Genomic DNA, 19282 nt, shown 5'->3' with positions numbered 1-19282 from the left:
GCGATCAGTGGGCGGCGGCGCGCTCGCGTTTCATCCGGCGCCGCAGTTCGACCGCATCGGGGATGTCGTGCCGATCGCTGCGGTGCAGCCGGAACACGCTGACCGCCTCGGCCACGCCCTCGCTCTGGCTGCGCACAGCCATCGCCGAGGCGGCCAGTTGCTCGACCAGCGCGGCGTTCTGCTGCGTCAGGCTGTCCATGTGGGCGACCGCCTCGTTGACCTGCGAGATGCCGGTGAGCTGTTCGGTGGCGCCGTTGTCGATCTCGCCGACCAGGGCGTTCATGCGTCGCACCGATTCGAGCACCTCGTCCATCGCCGAGCGGGCGTCGTCGGTCTGCCGTGCGCCGGTGGCGACCTTGCTGGCCGAGTCCTCGATCAGCTGCTTGACCTCGCGTGCCGCGGTCGAGGTGCGCTGCGCCAGCGAGCGCACTTCGGCGGCCACCACCGCGAACCCACGCCCCTGCTCGCCGGCTCGCGCGGCTTCCACGGCCGCGTTGAGGGCCAGGATGTTGGTCTGGAAGGCGATGCCGTCGATCACCTGGATGATCTCGTTGATGCGCGCCGACGAGCGGCTGATGTCGTCCATCGTCTCGCTGACGCTGTGCACCGCGTCGGCGCTGCGCACGGTCACCTGGTTGACCTGCTCGGCGAAGCTGGCCGCACCACGCGCCGAGTCGGCGCTCTGCTTGACGGTGCCGGTGATCTCTTCCATCGAGGCGGCGGTCTGTTCCAGGCTGGACGCCTGCGATTCGGTGCGGCTCGACAGGTCGGTGTTGCCGGCCGCCAGTTCGGAGGCGGTGCCGCGCAGGTTGTCGACCCCGGCGCGGGCATCGCGCACGGTTGCCAGCAGGTTGACCGCCAGCTGGTTGAGCGCACGCTCGCACTGGCCGACCACGCCGCCGTGGTGCACCGCGATGCGGCCGGTCAGGTCGCCGGCGGCCAGGCGGTTGGCGAACAGGTTCAGGCCCTCGAACGGCCCGAGCAGCAGGCGGCGGGTCAGCCACGCCGAGCCGACCGCCAGCGCGGCCACCGCCGCGCACTCGGCGCCCAGCAGCCAGCCGCTGCTGCCGAACTGGGCGATCGACCAGCCGGCGTACGCCGTCAGCAGGCTGAGCCCGGTCACGGCCTTGGTGATGTCGAACGACACCCAGCGGCGCAGCCGGCCACCGAGCGTGCGCCGGATCACGGCCCCGCCGCTGAGCACGTGCACCAGCCGCCCGCGCGCGTGCTCGTCACGCATCTGCGCGTAGAGCGCCTCGGCCGCGTCGATCTGTTCGCGCGTGGCTTCGGTGCGCACGCTCAGGTAGCCGCTCGGCCGGTCGCCCTCCATCAGCGGCGTGACGTTGGCCAGCACCCAGTAGTGGTCGCCGGTCTTGCGGCGGTTCTTGACCAGGCCCGACCACGGCTGGCCGGCCTCGATGGTGCGCCAGAGGTCGCGGAAGGCTTCTTCGGGCACGTCCGGGTGGCGGATCAGGTTGTGCGGCTGGCCGAGCAGCTCTTCTCGAGAGTAACCGCTGACTTCGATGAAGGCCGGGTTGCAGTAGGTGATGCGGCCTTTCAGATCGGTGGTCGAGACCAGCGTCTTTCCGGCCGGGAACACGTATTCCCTCTGGGTGTTCGGCGTATTGATGCGCACGGCGGTCCTGCCAGTCAAGCTCGGCCCGGGACATCCAGGCTGAAATTGACGCACAGCATAAAAACCGCCGGGCGCGGCAAGGCTTCGATAAGCAAGGCGTTGCGGGCGCAGATAGTCGGCGCGTGCCCGTCGGATCGGGCCCATAGCGCCGCACGCAGCGGCGGCCCGGTCAGGCTGGGCGCATCGGCGGCAGGATGTCCGCCAGACGGGTGTCCTGCCAGCCGCTGGCCTGTGCAAAGGCCTGGTTGGACAGCAGCGGCGCCAGCAGCAGGCGCCCGGCCAGCGGCTGCACGACGGTGGTGGCCGGATCGACCAGCAGCACCAGGCGCGGATCGCCGGGTTCTTCGAGGCGACCGATCCAGTCGAGCGCGAGCAGCTGTTCGAGCACCGGCTCGATCTGCAGCGGATCGAGCCGCAGCGTCTCGGCCAGCTCGGCCGCCGACACGCCGCGCCGCTCGCTGCCCTGCGCGCGCGCCAGCTCGCCGAGCAGCGTCAGCGCCAGCGTGAAGCGCCAGCCGGGCGTCGGGGCGTGGCGCACCACCCGCATCTGCAGGCTCGGCGCGTAGGCGGCGATCACCGCACCCAGCAGCACGATGACCCAGCCGAGGTAGATCCAGATCAGCAGGATCGGCACCGTGGCGAACGCGCCGTAGATGGTGGTGTAGGTCGGCGCCAGGCCCAGGTACCAGGCGAGCGCGCGCTTGGCCAGGTCGAAGCCGATGGCGACGAACACGCCGCCGGATATCGCGTGCACCCAGCGCACCGGCGTGTTGGGCACGAAGCGGAACAGCGCCGCCATGCCGGCCGCCATCAGCGCCAGCTCGGTGAGGTCGAGCATCAGCGACACACCACCCGGCAGCGCGCTGACGAACCCTTTCGAGGCCGACAGCGCGTAGGACGTGATCGACAGGCTCACGCCCAGCAGCAGCGGGCCGAGCGTGGCGATGGCCCAGTACACCAGCACGCGCTGCGCGATCGGGCGCGGCTGGCGCACCCGCCAGATCGCGTTGAGCGCGCGGTCGATGGTCAGCAGCAGCGCGATCGCCGTGATGCCCAGCAGCACCAGGCCGACCGCGCCGACCCGGTTGGCCTTGAGCGCGAACTGGCTCAGCTGCAGCAGCACCGGCTTGGCGATCTGGTCAGGCACCAGGTTCTGGATCAGGTAGGTCTCGAGCGCCTTGCGGAAGGTGCCGAACATCGGGAAGGCGGTGAAGACCGCGAACATCACCGTGGCCATCGGCACCATCGCGATGGTGGTGGTGAAGGTCAGGCTGCTGGCGGTGACGCCGAGGCGGTCTTCGCGAAAACGCAGCCGCAGCGTGCGCAGCGTGTCGAGCCAGGGCCAGTGCTGGAGTTCGCGCCAGGCGTGGGACAGGCTCTGGCGCATCAGGCGAAAACGGGATCGGCCGGTGTGGCGGGGGGAACCATTCATGCTGGCTATCATGCCAAAGGCCTGCCATGCGCCGGCCGGCAGACCCTGCTGCCGACCCTCAAGACTGCGTTCCGTGACATCCCACCTGCCCTCATCCCCACCCTCCCCCATCCCGACCGCCGGGGTGCTGCGCAGCCGCTGGCTGGCGCTCGTCTGCTGCATCGCGCTGGTGGTGCTCGGCCTGGCCTGGGAGCTGGTGCTGGCGCCCACCGGTCGCGGCACGCTGGCCATCAAGGTGCTGCCGGCGCTGCTGGCCGTGCCCGGCCTGTGGCGCATGCGGCTCTACACCTACCGCTGGATGAGCCTGGCGGTGTGGATGTACTTCACCGAAGGCGCCGTGCGCGCCACCAGCGAAGGCGGCCTGTCGGCCTGGCTGGCCGGCATCGAGGTGCTGCTGAGCGTGCTGCTGTTCGTCGCCTGCGCCCTGCACGTGCGCGCCCGCCTGGCGGCTGCGCGGGTGGTGCCGGCCGAAGCCGGGCTGGCGGGGCCGCCTGCGTGACTGCGCAGGCTGCCGCGCTGCTCGCGGCCCTGCGCCAGTGCCTGGGCGCCGAGCAGGTGCTGTGCGACGGCGATCTGAGCGCCTACGAGATCGACCGTCGGCGCCGCTATCACGGCCGCGCGCTGGCGGTGCTCAGGCCGGGCTCGACCGATGAAGTCGCTCAGGTGCTGCGCCTGGCTGCCGCCCACGGCGTCGCGGTCGTCACGCAGGGTGGCAACACCGGCCTGGTCGGCGGCTCGGTGCCCGACGCGTCGGGCGCGCAGCTGCTGCTGTCGCTGCAGCGCCTGAACCGGGTGCGCCGGCTCGACGCCGCCAACCTGACGCTGACGGTCGAGGCCGGCTGCATCCTGCAAGCCGCCCAGGAGGCGGCCGCGTCGGCCGACCTGCTGCTGCCGCTGAGCCTGGCCGCCGAAGGCAGCTGCACGGTCGGCGGCAACCTGGCCACCAACGCCGGCGGCGTGCAGGTGCTGCGCTACGGCAATGCACGCGAGCTGTGCCTGGGCCTCGAAGTGGTGACGCCGCACGGCGAGATCTGGGACGGCCTGCGCGGCCTGCGCAAGGACAACACCGGCTACGACCTGCGTGATCTCTACATCGGCAGCGAGGGCACGCTGGGCGTGATCACCGCGGCGGTGCTGCGGCTGTATCCGCAGCCGCGTGCGGTGCTGACGGCGCTGGCCACCTGCGCCACGCTGGAAGACTGCCTGAATCTGCTGCAGCGCGCCCAGGCCCGCAGCGGCGCCACATTGACCGCCTTCGAGGTGATGAACGCGCAGTCGCTGGCGCTGGTGCAGCAGCACTTCGCGGCCGCCGCACTGCCGTCCATGCCGGCCGCGCCGTGGACGGTGCTGCTGGAAGTGTCCGACGCCCGAAACGAGCAGCACGCCGCCACCCTGCTCGAATCGCTGCTGGCCGACGCAGTGGCCGCCGGACTGATCGACGACGCCCTGGTGGCGCAGAGCCTGACGCAGTCGCGCACCTTCTGGCGCCTGCGCGAGACCATCCCGCTCGCCCAGGCGGCCGACGGCTTGAACATCAAGCACGACATCGCGCTGCCGGTGTCGCGCATCCCGGCCTTCGTGGTACAGGCCGACGCCGCCGTGCAGGCCCAATGCCCGGGCGCCCGCAGCGTCAACTTCGGCCACCTGGGCGACGGCAACCTGCACTACAACGTGATGGCACCCGCAGGCGTGGCACCGGCCGAGTTCCTGGTCGCGAACGAGGATGCGGTCAACCGGCGCGTCTACGACCTGGTGAACGCCCACGGCGGCTCGATCTCGGCCGAACACGGCATCGGCGTGCTCAAGCGCGACGAACTGCTGCGACACCAGTCACCCGTCGCGCTGGCACTGATGCAGCGCATCAAGGCGGCGCTCGATCCGCAGGGACTGATGAATCCGCAGCGCCTGCTGTGAGCGCGCGGTCGCGCTCAGGCGCCGGGCCGGCTCACTGCAGCGGGCCGTCCAGGCCGGCGGGGATCGGCAGGTTGAAGACCTCGATGCCCTCGTCGTGCAGCTCGCGCACCTCATCGGAACTGGTCTGGCCGCGGATGTGGCGGTGCTCGACCTCGCCGTAGTGGATGCGGCGGGCCTCTTCGGCAAACCGCGGGCCGACGTCTTCGGTGTTGCGCAGCAGATGACGCACGGCTTGCAGATAAGCCGCCTCGGCCAGCTGGCGCGCCGGCACCTGGGCGGCGCCGGCAGGGGTCGGGGAGACAGCAGCAGCCGAGGACTTCGCAGTGGCCGGCGCCGGTTCGCGCGCGCCGGACAGGTTCAGGCGTGGCGCCGACGGCATGCGCTGCACCTGTGAGCCGCCACACACCGGACAGGCGATCAGGTCGCGCTGCTGCTGGTCGACGAAATCGGCTTCGGATCCGAACCAGCCTTCGAAGCCGTGGCCGGCTTCACACTGCAAGTTGAGCACCTTCATGGTGCCGTCATTATCGAGCGGCGATCTGCTGCTCGGCTGACGCCCAGTTCAGGCCCCACTGGCCACTGCGCCATTGCTGCAGCCACAGCAGACCGATCATGGTCTTGGCGTCGCAGACCAGGCCGTCGCGGATCCAGTCGGCGAGTTCTTGCGCGCTGGCGGCGAACACGTCGAGGAACTCGCCCTCGTCGAGCGAGGCCGGGCCGGCTTGCAGACCGCGCGCGAACCAGATCTCGATGCGTTCGGACGAATAGGCGATGGCGTTGTTCAGCTCGCCCGCGTAGGCCCATTCGGCGGCGGTGTAGCCGGTTTCTTCCTGCAGTTCACGCACGCCGCAGACGATGCCCAACTCACCGGCGTCGAGCTTGCCGGCCGGGAACTCGATCACCGCGCGCGACAGCGGGTAACGAAACTGGCGCTCCAGCAGCAGCCGGCCGTCGTCGAGCAGCGGGATGATCATCACCGCCCCCGGATGCACCATGTACTCGCGCGCGGCACGCCCGCCGTCGGGCAGGGCGATCTCGTCGCGGCGCACGTCGAGAAAGTGACCGCGGTAGACCTGCGTGCCCTGGATGCAATGCTCACGCAGGTGAGCGTCGCCCTCGGGCAGGTCGGCGTAGCTGGGCAGTGACTTCATCGACGCCGACCCGTCCCGATCAGCTCGCCAGCGCCTTGACGATGGCTTGCGCGCACATCGCCATCAGGCCACCCGGCAGGATGCCGAGCACCAGCACGGCCGCGCCGTTGAGCGACAGCACCGCACGGGCATGCGCCGGGGCGTGGATCGGCGAGTTGTCGACGGGTTCGTCGAAGTACATGACCTTGACGATGCGCAGGTAGTAGAAGGCGCCGACCAGCGACATCACCACCGCGAAGATCGCCAGCACCAGATAGCCGGTGTCGTTGGTCGAGACCAGCGCCTGCAGCACCGCCAGCTTGGCGTAGAAGCCGACCGTCGGCGGGATGCCGGCGAGCGAGAACATGAACACCGCCATCACGCCGGCCAGCAGCGGGTTGCGCTGGTTGAGCCCGGCCAGATCGGTGATCTGGTCAGCCTCGAAGCCCTGGCGCGCCATCAGCATGATCAGTCCGAAGGTGCCCAGCGTCGTCACCACGTAGGTGATGATGTAGAACATCGCCGAGCTGTAGGCATTGGCCGCCGACAGCGTGTTGCCGTTGACCACGCCGGAGACCAGGCCGAGCAGCAGGAAGCCCATCTGCGCGATGGTCGAGTAGGCCAGCATGCGCTTGAGGTTGCTCTGCGCGATGGCGGCCAGGTTGCCGACCACCAGCGAGCAGACCGACAGCACCACGAGCATCTGCTGCCAGTCGACCGCCAGGCCGAGCAGGCCGTCGACCAGCAGGCGCATCGTCATGCCGAAGGCCGCGATCTTGGGCGCACCGGCGATCAGCAGCGTGGCCGCCGTCGGAGCGCCGTGGTAGACGTCGGGCACCCACATGTGGAACGGCACCGCGCCGAGCTTGAACGCCAGGCCGGAGACGATGAACACCACGCCGAACACCAGCACCTGGTGGTTGGCTTCACCCTTGCCGATGGCCTCGAACACGCGGCCGAGGTCGAGGCTGCCGGTGGCGCCGTACATCATCGACATGCCGTAGAGCAGGAAACCCGAGGCCAGCGCGCCGAGCACGAAGTACTTCATCGCCGCCTCGGTCGACTGGGCGTGGTCGCGCCGCAGCGCCACCAGCGCGTACAGCGACAGGCTCATCAGCTCCAGGCCGAGATAGATGACCAGGAAGTTGTTGCCCGACACCATGATCGAGATGCCCAGCAGCGAGAACAGGCTGAGCGTGAACAGCTCGCCCTTGAGCATCTCGCGGCTCGCCGCATACGGCTGGGCATAGACCAGCGTGACCGCGACGGCCACGGTCGAGAAGAACGCGAGCAGGTGACCCATCGGGTCGGTGACGACCATGCGGCCGGCCGCGTAGAGCGTCTCGCCACCGTTGAACAGCGCCAGGTGCATGGCTGCAAAAGCGGCCAGCGTCACCAGCGTCAGCACGTAGGTGGGTGTGCGGCGGGGATCGGTGACAAACAGGTCGGCCAGCGCAACCACGCAAGCCATCACCAACAGGAAGATCTCGGGATAGACCGCGAGCCAATTCATGGACGTCATGGTGCGACCAGCTCCGTCATCAAAGTTTCGACACGCCAACGTGGCGGATCAGCTCGGTCACCGAGGTGTGCATCACGTCGGTGAAGGGCTTCGGATACAGACCCATCGCCAGCGTGGCGATGGCCAGCAGCGCCAGCATCAGGAACTCGCGGGCATTGATGTCGGTGAGTTCGCGCACGTCGTCGTTGGCGACATCGCCGAAATACACCCGCTTGATCATCCACAGCGTGTAGGCCGCGCCGAAGATCAGCGCCGTCGCCGCCAGCAGGCCGATCCAGAAGTTGTACTTCACGGCGCCCAGGATCACCATCCACTCGCCGATGAATCCGGCGGTGCCCGGCAGGCCGCAGTTGGCCATGCCGAAGAAGACGGCAAACGCGGTGAACTTGGGCATCGTGTTGACCACGCCGCCATAGGCCGCGATCTCACGCGAATGCACGCGGTCGTACAGCACGCCGATCGACAGGAACATCGCGCCCGACACGAAGCCGTGCGAGATCATCTGCACCAGGCCGCCGGAGATGCCCAGCTCGCTGAAGATGAAGAAGCCCAGCGTGACGAAGCCCATGTGGGCGATCGACGAATACGCCACCAGCTTCTTCATGTCCTTCTGCACCAGCGCGACCAGGCCGATGTAGATCACCGCGACCAGCGAGATCGTGATGATGAAGGGCGCGTAGGTCATGGCCGCATCCGGCACGATCGGCAGCGAGAAGCGCAGGAAGCCGTAGGCACCGAGCTTGAGCATGATCGCCGCCAGCACGACCGAGCCGCCGGTGGGCGCCTCGACGTGGGCGTCGGGCAGCCAGGTGTGCACCGGCCACATCGGCACCTTGACGGCAAAGGCCGCGAAGAAGGCGAAGAACAGCAGCATCTGCGGCGTCTCGCCCAGCGGCAGTGCGTGCCAGGTCAGGATCTCGAAGCTGCCACCCGACTTGTAGTACAGGAAGATCAGCGCGATCAGCATCAGCAACGAGCCGGCCAGCGTGTACAGGAAGAACTTGAACGCCGCATAGACACGCCGGGCACCGCCCCACATGCCGATGATCAGGTACATCGGGATCAGCGTGGCCTCGAAGAACACGTAGAACAGCATGCCGTCGACCGCGCTGAACACGCCGACCATCAGGCCGGAGAGGATCAGGAAGGCGCCCATGTACTGATGCACGCGCTTCTCGATCACCTCCCAGGCCGAGATCACGACGATCACGGTGATGAAGGCGGTCAGCAGCACGAACCAGACCGAGATGCCGTCCACGCCGAGGTGATAGCGCACGTTGAAGCGCTCGATCCAGGGCAGGTTCTCCTGGAACTGCATCGCGGCAGTCGCCGTGTCGAAGCTGCCGATCAGCGGCAAGGTGATCAGGAAACTGACCAGCGCGCCGACCAGCGCGATCCAGCGCGTGACGTTGGCGTTTTCGTCACGGCCGAGGGCGAGAAGAAGAGCACCGAAGGCGATCGGCACCCAGATGGAGAGCGAGAGGTAAGCCATGTCGTGGTTCCCCTGCTCAACGCGACTGGAACACGAACCAGCTCATCAGCGCGAAGACGCCAATCAGCATGACCAGTGCGTAGTGGTAGATGTAGCCGGTCTGGAACAGGCGCACCAGCGATGCGATCCAGCCCACCAGGCGTGCCGAGCCGTTGACGAGGGCGCCGTCGATGACCGCCACGTCACCACCCTTCCAGAGCCCGCGGCCGAGCATGCGGGCTCCGGCGGCGAGGATGTTTTCGTTGATCCAGTCCATGTAGTACTTGTTTTGCATCACGGTGATCAGCGGAGAGAGCACGCGGCCCAGCGTCTGCGGAATCGCCGGCACCAGCATGTAGAACACGTACGAGGTCCCGACACCGGCCACGGCCAGCCACAGCGGCAGCGTCTGCAGGGAGTGCATCGCCATCGCCGCAGCGCCGTGGAAACCGGCCGCGAGCTTGTCCATCGCCGGGTGCAGCTGGGCGTTGACGAGGATCGAATCCTTGAAGAAGTCGCCGTACAGCATCGGACCGATCGTCAGGTAACCGATCACCACCGACGGGATCGCCAGCAGCACCAGCGGGGCCGTGACCACCCAGGGCGACTCGTGCGGCGTGTGCGCATGGCCGTGGTCATCGTGGCCGTGATCGTCTTCTGCCGGGAAGGGCTTGTGATGGAAATGTTCCTTGCCGTGGAAAACCAGGAAGTACATCCGGAACGAATAGAACGCGGTCACGAACACGCCGATCACCGCGGCCCAGTAGGCCCAGTGCGCGGCCGGCAGGTGGCTGGCGTGCAGCGCCTCGATGATCGAATCCTTCGAGTAGAAGCCCGAGAACAGCGGCGTGCCGATCAGCGCCAGCGAGCCCAGCAGCGAGGTGATCCAGGTGATGGGCATGTACTTGCGCAGGCCGCCCATGTTGCGGATGTCCTGATCGTGGTGCATGCCGATGATCACCGAGCCCGCACCCAGGAACAGCAGGGCCTTGAAGAAGGCGTGCGTCATCAGGTGGAACACAGCGACCGAGTAGGCCGAGGCACCCAGCGCCATCGTCATGTAGCCGAGCTGCGACAGCGTCGAATACGCGACCACGCGCTTGATGTCGTTCTGGATGATGCCCAGGAAGCCCATGAACAGGCCGGTGATCGCGCCGATGATCAGGATGAAATTCAGAGCCGTGTCGGACAGCTCGAACAGCGGCGACATGCGCGCCACCATGAAGATGCCGGCCGTCACCATCGTGGCGGCGTGGATCAGCGCCGAGATCGGGGTCGGGCCTTCCATCGAGTCGGGCAGCCAGACGTGCAGCGGGAACTGCGCGCTCTTGCCCATCGCGCCGATGAACAGGCAGATGCAGGTGACCGTGATCAGCATCCACTCGGTGCCGGGGAACACCAGCTTGGCCAGTTCCGGGGCCTTGGCAAAGGCCTCGGCGTAGCTCAGCGTGCCGGCATAGGCGACGATCAGGCCGATGCCGAGGATGAAGCCGAAGTCACCCACGCGGTTGACCAGGAAGGCCTTCATGTTGGCGAAGATCGCCGTCGGCCGCTTGAACCAGAAGCCGATCAGCAGGTAGGACACCAGGCCGACCGCTTCCCAGCCGAAGAACAGCTGCAGGAAGTTGTTGCTCATCACGAGCATCAGCATCGAGAAGGTGAACAGCGAGATGTACGAGAAGAAGCGCTGGTAGCCCGGGTCTTCTTCCATGTAGCCGATGGTGTAGATGTGCACCATCAGCGACACGAAGGTGACCACCACCATCATCATGGCGGTCAGGCCGTCGACCAGGAAGCCGACTTCCATCTTCAGCGTGCCCAGCACCATCCATTCATAGACGGTCTGGTTGAAGCGTGCGCCGCCGATCACGTCGAGCAGCGTCATCACCGACAGGACGAAGGCGATCAGCACACCGAGGATGGTGACGACATGGGAGCCGCGGCGGCCCACCGTCTTGCCGAAGAAGCCGGCGATGACGGCCCCCGCCAGCGGTGCCAGCGGCACGGCCAGCAGGGTGGATTGAGAGAGCTCGGACATGTTCTTGTGTTCCCTCTGGCCTCAGCCCTTCAGAGTGTCGAGCTCGTCGACATTGATCGTTGACCGGTTGCGGAACAGCACCACCAGGATGGCCAGGCCGATCGCCGACTCGGCTGCCGCCACGGTCAGGATGAAGAAGACGAAGACCTGCCCCGCCATATCGCCCAGATAGTGCGAGAAGGCGACGAAGTTCAGGTTGACCGCCAGCAGCATCAGCTCGATGCACATCAGCAGAACGATCAGGTTCTTGCGGTTCAGGAAGATGCCGATCACCGACAACGCGAACAGGATCGCGCCCAGTGTCAGGTAGTGTCCGAGGGCGACCATCAGGCTTGTCCTTTCGGTGCGGTGGCATCGGCGGCGGCCGGCGCGGAGGGCACGGCACGCACCGGATCCATCTTGACGATGCGCAGGCGATCGGCCTTCTTGGCCTTGACCTGTTCGGCCGGGTTCTGGCCCTTGACGTCCTTGCGACGACGCAGGGTCAGCGCGATCGCGGCAATGATCGCCACCAGCAGGATCACCGCGGCGATCTCCAGCGGGTAGAGGTAGTCGGTGTAGAGCTCGATCCCCAGCAGCTTGGTGTTGGGAACACCTTCGGCGGCACCCGGCATCGCCTTGGCGATCGGCAGGTTGAAGCCGCGCAGCAGCACCACTGCCATCTCCAGCGCGATGATCACGCCGACCGTGGCAGCAACCGGGAAGTGCGACCAGAAACCCTGCCGCAGCACATCGACGTTGATGTCGAGCATCATGACGACGAACAGGAACAGCACCATCACGGCGCCGACATAGACCAGCACCAGCGAGATCGCCAGGAACTCGGCCTGCAGCAACATCCAGACGCACGATGCGGTGAAGAACGCCAGCACCAGGTACAGCGCGGCGTGAACCGGACTGCGGGCGGTGATGACCCGGAACGCCGCAAAGAGCAAGACGGCGGAAAAGACGTAGAAGAGCGCGGTGGTGGTGTCCATGTCGTCATCGGGTACACGTGAAGCCGGCACAGGCGATCCCTGGCGACGGCTGTCGCCCGGACCGCTGCTGCGGTTCAGCGGTACTTGGCGTCCGCCTCCTTGTTGGCTGCAATTTCTTGTTCGTAGCGATCACCGACGGCCAGCAACATGTCCTTCGTGAAGTACAGGTCACCGCGTTTTTCGCCGTGGTATTCGAAGATGTGCGTCTCGACGATCGAATCGACCGGGCAGCTTTCTTCGCAGAAGCCGCAGAAGATGCACTTGGTCAGATCGATGTCGTAGCGCGTCGTGCGGCGGCTGCCGTCGGCGCGCACATCGCTCTCGATGGTGATCGCCATCGCGGGGCAGACGGCCTCGCACAGCTTGCAGGCGATGCAGCGCTCTTCGCCGTTTTCATAACGGCGCAGCGCATGCAGGCCCCGAAAGCGCGGCGACAGCGGCGTCTTCTCTTCCGGGAACTGCACGGTCACCGTGCGCTGGAAGAAATGACGGCCGGTGAGCTTGAGGCCCTTGAGCAGCTCCAGCAGCATGAAGCTGGAGACGAAATCCTTGACACTGGTCACGGCGGACATGTGAGTTTCCTTGGGATACGCGTGCGCGCCTTACAGCCAGACATTCCAGGGCGACTGGATCCACAGGCCCACCACGACCAGCCACACGAGCGTGATCGGAATGAAGATCTTCCAGCCCAGACGCATGATCTGGTCGTAGCGATAGCGCGGGAAGGTGGCTCGCACCCACAGGAACATCGTGGCCACGCAGAAGGTCTTGATGCCCAGCCAGATCCAGCCCGGAATGAACGACAGGAAGGAAACCGGTGCATCCCAGCCGCCGAGGAACATGATCACGGCCAGCACCGAGACCAGGATCATGTTGGCGTATTCGGCCAGGAAGAACATCGCGAACGACATGCCCGAGTACTCGATCATGTGACCGGCCACGATCTCGGCTTCACCTTCGACCACGTCGAACGGGTGGCGGTTGGTTTCAGCCAGGCCCGAGATGAAGTAGACGATGAAGATCGGGAACAGCGGCAACCAGTTCCACGACAGGAAGTTCAGCCCCATCGACGCGAAGTTGCCCTTGGTCTGGCCGACGACGATGTCGGTCATGTTCAGGCTGCCGGTGACCATCAGCACGACGACGAAGCAGAAGCCCATCGCGATCTCGTAGCTGACCATCTGGGCCGACGCACGCATCGCACCCAGGAAGGCGTACTTCGAGTTCGAGGCCCAGCCGGCGATGATCACGCCGTAGACCTCCATCGAGGTGATCGCCATCAGGAACAGCAGGCCGGCGTTGACGTTGGCCAGCGCGACGTCGGGGCCGAACGGCACCACCGCCCAGGCGGCCAGCGCCGGCATGATGGTCATGATCGGGCCGAGGTAGAACAGGCCCTTGTTGGCCGCGCTCGGGGTGATGATTTCCTTGAACAGCAGCTTGACCGCATCGGCGATCGGGGTCAGCAGACCCCAGGGGCCGACGCGGTTGGGGCCCGGGCGGATCTGCGTCCAGCCGATCGCCTTGCGCTCCCACAGCGTCAGATAGGCCACGCAGCCCATCAGCGGCAGCAGCACCACGACGATCTTGAGCAGGGTCCAGACGACAGGCCAGGCGCCGCCCAGCGTCGCGCTTCCGAATGTTTGCAGGGTGTCCAGCATGATCAGGTCCAGGCTCAGGCGGGTTCGACGGCAAGGGTGCCGAAGGCGTCACCCAGGACTGCGGTGGCGGAAAGCGCCGCGCTCACGCGCACGGTGTTGGCGGCCAGGCTGGCATCGAGCTGAGCCGGCAAGGTCACCGAGGCACCGTCTTGCGTGATGCGCAGCGAGGCGCCCGCCACGAGGCCGAGCCGGCCCCACAGCTCGGACGGCACGCTGACCACGGATGCGGCGGCATCGGCCGTGCGCTGCAGCGCCGGGGCGCGGCGCACCGTCGAATCGGTGGCGTAGATGGGCACGTCGGCCAGACGCTGCAGACCCTGCGGCGTGGCCGCCGTGCGCGCCAGCGTGCGGGTGCGGTTGGACAGACGGGCCGGGATCGTGGCGACATCGCCGTAAGCCTGGGCACGCACTTCCTCGACCGTCTCCTGCGTGAAGCCCGGCAGGCCCAGCAGGTTGCCGAGCACGCGCAGCACCTTCCAGCCCGGACGGGTGTCGCCCAGCGGACGCACGACGCCGTGGAAGCTCTGCACGCGGCCGTCGGCATTGACGAAGCTGCCACCGGTCTCGGTGAACGGCGCGATCGGCAGCAGCACGTCGGCGTGTTCGAGGTTGGCGCTGAAGGGGCTGAACGCCACCACCATGTCGGCGGCGGCCAGCGCCTTGGCGGCACGGGCTGCGTTGGCCGCGTCCAGCACCGGCTCGGTGTTGAACAGCAGATAGGCCTTGCGCGGCTGGGCCAGCATCTGGCCGGCGTCGAGGCCGCCTTGCTGCGGCTGCGCACCGACCAGCTGGGCGCCGACGCTGTTGCCGGCTTCGCCCAGGTAGCCGACGCTGGCGCCGGTCTGTTCTGCGATCCAGTTGGCCAAGGCCAGCAGATCGTCGGCTTGCGGATGCTGCGCTGCGGCGTTGCCGAGCAGCACGGCCTTGCGTTCACCACCGAGCAGACTCTGCGCGATGGCCTGAGCCTGCGCGCCGGCGGTCAGCGCGAACGGTGCGGCAACGCCCTTGGCTGCCGCGATCGCACTGGCGATCTCGCCCAGCAGCGTGACCCATTCGCTCGGCGCGCCGACGGCTTCGGCGGCGATGCTGATCAGCCAATTGTCGGCCAGCGCATGCACGCGGGTGACCTGCGCACCGCGGCGCGCCGCCTGGCGCAGCCGCTGCGCGAACAGCGGGTGATCCTTGCGCAGGAACGAGCCGACGACCAGCGCGCGATCGAGCGTCGACAGGCTCGCGATCGAAGTACCGAGCCAGCGCACCGCACCGGCGTCCTGTCGGAAGTCGGCGTGACGCAGGCGGTGATCGATGTTGTCGCTGCCCAGGCCACGCACCAGCTGGCCGAGCAGGTAGAGCTCTTCGCTGGTGGAACAGGCCGACGCCAGCGCGCCGATCGAGGCATTGCCGTGTTGTGCGGCGATGCCCTTCAGACCCTTGGCGACGTATTCGAGCGCCGAGGTCCAGTCGACCGCCTTCCACTGGCCGCCCTGCTTGAGCATGGGCGTCGTGTTGCGGGCGTCGCTGTTGAAGGCTTCGTAGCTGAAGCGGTCGCGGTCGGCGATCCAGCATTCGTTGACGGCGTCGTTCTCGAACGGCACCACGCGCAGGACCTGGTGGTTCTTGACCTGCACCACGAGGTTGGCGCCGTTGCTGTCATGCGGGCTGACGCTCTTGCGGCGCGACAGTTCCCAGGTGCGGGCGCTGTAGCGGAACGGCTTGCTGGTGAGCGCACCGACCGGGCAGATGTCGATCATGTTGCCCGACAGCTCGGAGTCGATCGTCTCGCCGACCACCGTGGTGATCTCGGAGTGCTCGCCGCGATGGATCATGCCCAGTTCCATCTGGCCGGCCACTTCCTGGCCGAAGCGCACGCAGCGGGTGCAATGGATGCAACGGCTCATCTCTTCCATCGAGATCAGCGGGCCGACCTCTTTATGGAAGACCACGCGCTTTTCTTCTTCGTAGCGCGAGGCCGACTTGCCGTAGCCCACGGCCAGATCCTGCAACTGGCATTCGCCGCCCTGGTCGCAGATCGGGCAGTCGAGCGGGTGATTGATGAGCAGGAACTCCATCACCGACTGCTGCGCCTTCAGCGCCTTGTCGCTCTTGGTGCGCACGATCATGCCCTGCGTCACCGGAGTGGCGCAGGCCGGCATCGGCTTGGGCGCCTTCTCGACGTCGACCAGGCACATGCGGCAGTTGGCCGCGATCGAGAGCTTCTTGTGGTAGCAGAAATGCGGGATGTAGGTGCCGGCCGCTTCGGCCGCATGCATCACCATGCTGCCTTCGTTGACCGAGACCTTCTTGCCGTCGAGTTCGATTTCAATCATGTGCTTCTCACCAGCCGGTCAGACGTAAGCCGGGACCACGCAGGTCTTGTGCTCGATGTGGTGGACGAACTCGTGGCGGAAATGCTTGAGCATCGCGCGCACGGGCATCGCGGCGGCATCGCCGAGGGCGCAGATGGTGCGACCCATGATGTTCTCGGCCACGTTGTCGAGCAGCGCCAGGTCTTCGGCACGGCCATGGCCGTGTTCGATGCGGTCGACGATGCGCCACAGCCAGCCGGTGCCTTCGCGGCACGGCGTGCACTGGCCGCAGCTTTCGTGGCTGTAGAAGTACGACAGGCGCAGCAGGCTCTTGACCATGCAGCGGGTGTCGTCCATCACGATCACGGCGCCCGAACCGAGCATCGAACCGGCCTTGCTGATGGAGTCATAGTCCATCGTGCAGGCCATCATGACGTCGGCCGGCAGCACCGGCGACGACGATCCGCCAGGGATCACGGCCTTGAGCTTCTTGCCACCCTTGACGCCACCGGCGAGCTCCAGCAGCGTGCTGAACGGCGTGCCCATCGGGATCTCGTAGTTGCCCGGACGTTCGACGTCACCGACCATCGAGAAGATCTTGGTGCCGCCGTTGTTGGGCTTGCCGCATTCGAGGTAGGCCGGACCGCCGTTGCGGATGATCCAGGGCACCGCCGCGAAGGTTTCGGTGTTGTTGATCGTGGTCGGCTTGCCGTACAGGCCGAAGCTGGCCGGGAACGGCGGCTTGAAGCGCGGCTGGCCCTTCTTGCCTTCGAGCGATTCGAGCAGCGCGGTCTCTTCACCGCAGATGTAGGCGCCGAAACCGTGGAAGGCGTGCAGCTGGAAGGTGTGCCTGCTGCCCAGGATCTGGTTGCCCAGATAGCCGGCGGCACGCGCTTCCTCGAGCGCCTCTTCGAAACGCTCGTAGGCGTCGAAGATCTCGCCGTGTATGTAGTTGTAGCCGACCGTGATGCCCATCGCGTAGGCCGCGATGATCATGCCTTCGATGACGATGTGCGGGTTGTAGCGCAGGATGTCGCGATCCTTGCACGTGCCCGGCTCACCCTCGTCGGAGTTGCAGACCAGGTACTTCTGCACCGGCAGGGCGCGCGGCATGAAACTCCACTTGAGGCCGGTCGGGAAACCCGCACCGCCCCGGCCGCGCAGACCCGAACCCTTGACCTCGGCGATCACCTGATCGGCGGTCATGCCCTCGCCGCCGTCGGCGCCGAGGATCTTGCGCAGCGCCTGGTAGCCGCCACGCGCTTCGTAGTCGGCCAGGCGCCAGTTCTTGCCGTTCAGGCCCGCATAGATCTGCGAGTTGATGTGGCGGTCGTGAAAGCAGGTTTCGGTGCCGGTGGCCTGGAAGCCGGCCAGCACTTGGGAGAGATCGAGCGTCATCGGATCAGGCCCCTTGCTTGGCGTGCGCCTTGAGCGTGTCGACCAGCTGGTCGAGCTTGTCGTGGCTCATGTAGCTGATCATCTGGCGGTCGTTGACCAGCATCACCGGCGCGTCGGCACAGGCGCCGAGGCATTCGCACTTCTGCACCGTGAACAGGCCGTCGGCGGTGGTGCCACCGTCTTCGACGCCCAGCTTCTGGCACAGGTGCTCCAGCGCCGCCTGGCCGTTGCGCAACAGGCACGGCAGGTTGGTGCAGACGTTGAGCTTGAACTGCCCGACCGGCTGCTGGTTGTACATGTTGTAGAAGGTCGTCACCTCGTGCACCGCGATCGCGGGCATGCCGAGGTAGTCGGCGATCTGCTTCTCGGCTTCAGCAGAGACCCAGCCGTTGACCTGCTGCGCGATCGACAGGCAGGCCATCACGGCCGACTGCTTCTGATCGGCCGGGTACTTGGCCACTTCGCGAGCGAAGCGCTCCAGCGTGGCGGCCGAGAACGGCGCGGTTTGCGCCGGGAAGGATGCATTCGACATGGCGGTGCTCATCGATCGATTTCGCCGAACACGATGTCCATCGTGCCGATGATGGCCACGGCGTCGGCAATCATGTGGCCACGCGACATCTCGTCGAGTGCGGCCAGATGCGCGAAGCCGGGAGCGCGGATCTTCAGGCGGTACGGCTTGTTCGCGCCATCGCTGATGGCGTAGATGCCGAACTCGCCCTTCGGGTGCTCGACGGCCGCATAGGCCTCGCCTTCGGGCACGTGGAAACCTTCGGTGAACAGCTTGAAGTGGTGGATCAGCTCTTCCATCGAGGTCTTCATCTCGACGCGCGACGGCGGAGCGACCTTGTGGTTGTCGGTGATCACCGGGCCCGGATTGGCACGCAGCCAAGCCGAGCACTGCTCGATGATGCGGTTCGACTGGCGCATCTCCTCGACACGCACCAGGTAGCGGTCGTAGGTGTCGCCGTTGACGCCAACCGGGATGTCGAAGTCCATGCGGTCGTAGACGTCGTAGGGCTGCGTCTTGCGCAGGTCCCAGGCGATGCCGGAGCCGCGGATCATCGCGCCGGTCAGGCCAAGGTTGAGCGCCCGCTCGGGCGTCAGCACGCCGATGCCCACGGTGCGCTGCTTCCAGATGCGGTTATCGGTCAGCAGCGTTTCGTATTCGTCGACCAGCGTCGGGAAGCGCTTGGTGAAATCGTCGATGAAATCGAGCAGCGAGCCCTGGCGGTTCTCGTTGAGACGCGCCATCGCCTTGGCGTTGCGGATCTTGCTGACCTTGTACTGCGGCATCACGTCCGGCAGGTCGCGATAGACACCGCCCGGACGGAAATAGGCCGCGTGCATGCGTGCACCCGACACCGCCTCGTACATGTCGAACAGGTCTTCACGCTCCCGGAAGCAGTAGATGAGCATGTTCATCGCACCGCAGTCCATGCCGTGACAGCCCAGCCACAGCAGATGGTTCAGCAGACGCGTGATCTCGCTGAACATGACGCGGATGTACTGCGCCCGCTCGGGCACCTGGATGCCCATGAGCTTTTCGATCGCCAGGCAGTAGGCGTGCTCGTTGCACATCATCGACACGTAGTCGAGACGGTCCATGTAGGGCAAGGACTGGATGAAGGTCTTGCTCTCGGCCAGCTTCTCGGTGCCGCGGTGCAGCAGGCCGATGTGTGGGTCGGCACGCTGGATGACTTCGCCGTCCAGTTCGAGCACCAGGCGCAGCACACCGTGCGCGGCCGGGTGCTGGGGACCGAAGTTCAGCGTGTAGTTCTTGATTTCTGCCATGAC

General features: G+C 66.5%; 17 protein-coding genes. 2 read left to right on the top strand and 15 right to left on the bottom strand.

What is annotated here, in order from left to right; genetic code table 11:
• Positions 1-4: 4 nt before the first annotated feature.
• Together LCHO_RS07585 and LCHO_RS07580 are read right to left on the bottom strand one after the other, a co-directional pair.
• A complete protein-coding gene (locus tag LCHO_RS07585) occupies positions 5-1636 on the bottom strand; it encodes a methyl-accepting chemotaxis protein (protein ID WP_012346550.1) in 1632 nt (543 codons plus the stop codon).
• A 169-nt stretch (positions 1637-1805) separates the two neighbouring features.
• Positions 1806-3023: a YihY family inner membrane protein gene (locus LCHO_RS07580; protein ID WP_043704005.1), complete on the bottom strand. Its 1218-nt coding sequence runs from the start codon at positions 3021-3023 to the stop codon at positions 1806-1808.
• Between the two features lie 118 nt (positions 3024-3141).
• Here LCHO_RS07580 and LCHO_RS07575 point away from each other — a divergent pair, with 118 nt between their 5' ends.
• Complete coding sequence (locus LCHO_RS07575; protein ID WP_050757311.1) at positions 3142-3567, top strand: DUF2069 domain-containing protein; 426 nt, start codon at positions 3142-3144, stop codon at positions 3565-3567.
• Complete coding sequence (locus LCHO_RS07570) at positions 3564-4982, top strand: FAD-binding oxidoreductase (RefSeq protein ID WP_012346547.1); 1419 nt, start codon at positions 3564-3566, stop codon at positions 4980-4982. Before LCHO_RS07575 ends, LCHO_RS07570 begins: the two co-directional genes overlap by 4 nt.
• 31 nt (positions 4983-5013) lie before the next feature.
• Here the strand turns inward: LCHO_RS07570 and LCHO_RS07565 are convergent, their stop codons facing one another.
• From LCHO_RS07565 to LCHO_RS07505, 13 genes are all read right to left on the bottom strand, one after another.
• Positions 5014-5496 (bottom strand): DUF1178 family protein, encoded by a 483-nt coding sequence (locus tag LCHO_RS07565; protein ID WP_012346546.1) that lies wholly within the window; start codon positions 5494-5496, stop codon positions 5014-5016.
• A gap of 10 nt (positions 5497-5506) precedes the next feature.
• Complete coding sequence (locus tag LCHO_RS07560; protein WP_012346545.1) at positions 5507-6133, bottom strand: NUDIX domain-containing protein; 627 nt, start codon at positions 6131-6133, stop codon at positions 5507-5509.
• A gap of 19 nt (positions 6134-6152) precedes the next feature.
• The gene (nuoN, locus tag LCHO_RS07555; protein ID WP_012346544.1) at positions 6153-7634 is read right to left on the bottom strand and encodes an NADH-quinone oxidoreductase subunit NuoN; all 1482 of its coding nucleotides are present in this window, start codon (positions 7632-7634) and stop codon (positions 6153-6155) included.
• Between the two features lie 19 nt (positions 7635-7653).
• Positions 7654-9126, bottom strand: coding sequence for an NADH-quinone oxidoreductase subunit M (locus LCHO_RS07550; RefSeq protein ID WP_012346543.1), 1473 nt, complete (start codon positions 9124-9126; stop codon positions 7654-7656).
• Positions 9127-9142: 16 nt separating this feature from the next.
• Complete coding sequence (gene nuoL / locus LCHO_RS07545; RefSeq protein ID WP_012346542.1) at positions 9143-11143, bottom strand: NADH-quinone oxidoreductase subunit L; 2001 nt, start codon at positions 11141-11143, stop codon at positions 9143-9145.
• A gap of 21 nt (positions 11144-11164) precedes the next feature.
• The gene (nuoK, locus tag LCHO_RS07540; RefSeq protein WP_223210548.1) at positions 11165-11473 is read right to left on the bottom strand and encodes an NADH-quinone oxidoreductase subunit NuoK; all 309 of its coding nucleotides are present in this window, start codon (positions 11471-11473) and stop codon (positions 11165-11167) included.
• Positions 11470-12120 carry an NADH-quinone oxidoreductase subunit J gene (locus tag LCHO_RS07535; RefSeq protein ID WP_012346540.1) on the bottom strand — a complete coding sequence of 217 codons (651 nt, stop codon included), beginning with the start codon at positions 12118-12120 and terminating at the stop codon, positions 11470-11472. Before LCHO_RS07535 ends, nuoK begins: the two co-directional genes overlap by 4 nt.
• A 74-nt stretch (positions 12121-12194) precedes the next feature.
• Positions 12195-12692, bottom strand: a complete 498-nt coding sequence (gene nuoI, locus LCHO_RS07530) for an NADH-quinone oxidoreductase subunit NuoI (RefSeq protein WP_012346539.1) — start codon at positions 12690-12692, stop codon at positions 12195-12197.
• Positions 12693-12722: 30 nt separating this feature from the next.
• Positions 12723-13781 (bottom strand): NADH-quinone oxidoreductase subunit NuoH, encoded by a 1059-nt coding sequence (gene nuoH / locus LCHO_RS07525; protein WP_012346538.1) that lies wholly within the window; start codon positions 13779-13781, stop codon positions 12723-12725.
• 14 nt (positions 13782-13795) lie between these two features.
• On the bottom strand, positions 13796-16108 hold the full coding sequence (nuoG, locus tag LCHO_RS07520; RefSeq protein ID WP_012346537.1) for an NADH-quinone oxidoreductase subunit NuoG: 2313 nt from the start codon (positions 16106-16108) through the stop codon (positions 13796-13798).
• A gap of 18 nt (positions 16109-16126) precedes the next feature.
• Positions 16127-17485, bottom strand: coding sequence for an NADH-quinone oxidoreductase subunit NuoF (gene nuoF, locus LCHO_RS07515; RefSeq protein WP_012346536.1), 1359 nt, complete (start codon positions 17483-17485; stop codon positions 16127-16129).
• A gap of 4 nt (positions 17486-17489) precedes the next feature.
• Positions 17490-18017 (bottom strand): NADH-quinone oxidoreductase subunit NuoE, encoded by a 528-nt coding sequence (gene nuoE, locus LCHO_RS07510; RefSeq protein WP_012346535.1) that lies wholly within the window; start codon positions 18015-18017, stop codon positions 17490-17492.
• An 8-nt stretch (positions 18018-18025) separates the two neighbouring features.
• The gene (locus tag LCHO_RS07505; protein ID WP_012346534.1) at positions 18026-19279 is read right to left on the bottom strand and encodes an NADH-quinone oxidoreductase subunit D; all 1254 of its coding nucleotides are present in this window, start codon (positions 19277-19279) and stop codon (positions 18026-18028) included.
• Positions 19280-19282: the final 3 nt, after the last annotated feature.

The sequence above is a fragment of the Leptothrix cholodnii SP-6 genome (assembly GCF_000019785.1).
Classification (GTDB): Bacteria; Pseudomonadota; Gammaproteobacteria; order Burkholderiales; family Burkholderiaceae_C; genus Sphaerotilus; species Sphaerotilus cholodnii.
Note: the sequence above shows the minus strand (reverse complement) of the source record. Positions and strands in the feature narration are given on the sequence as shown.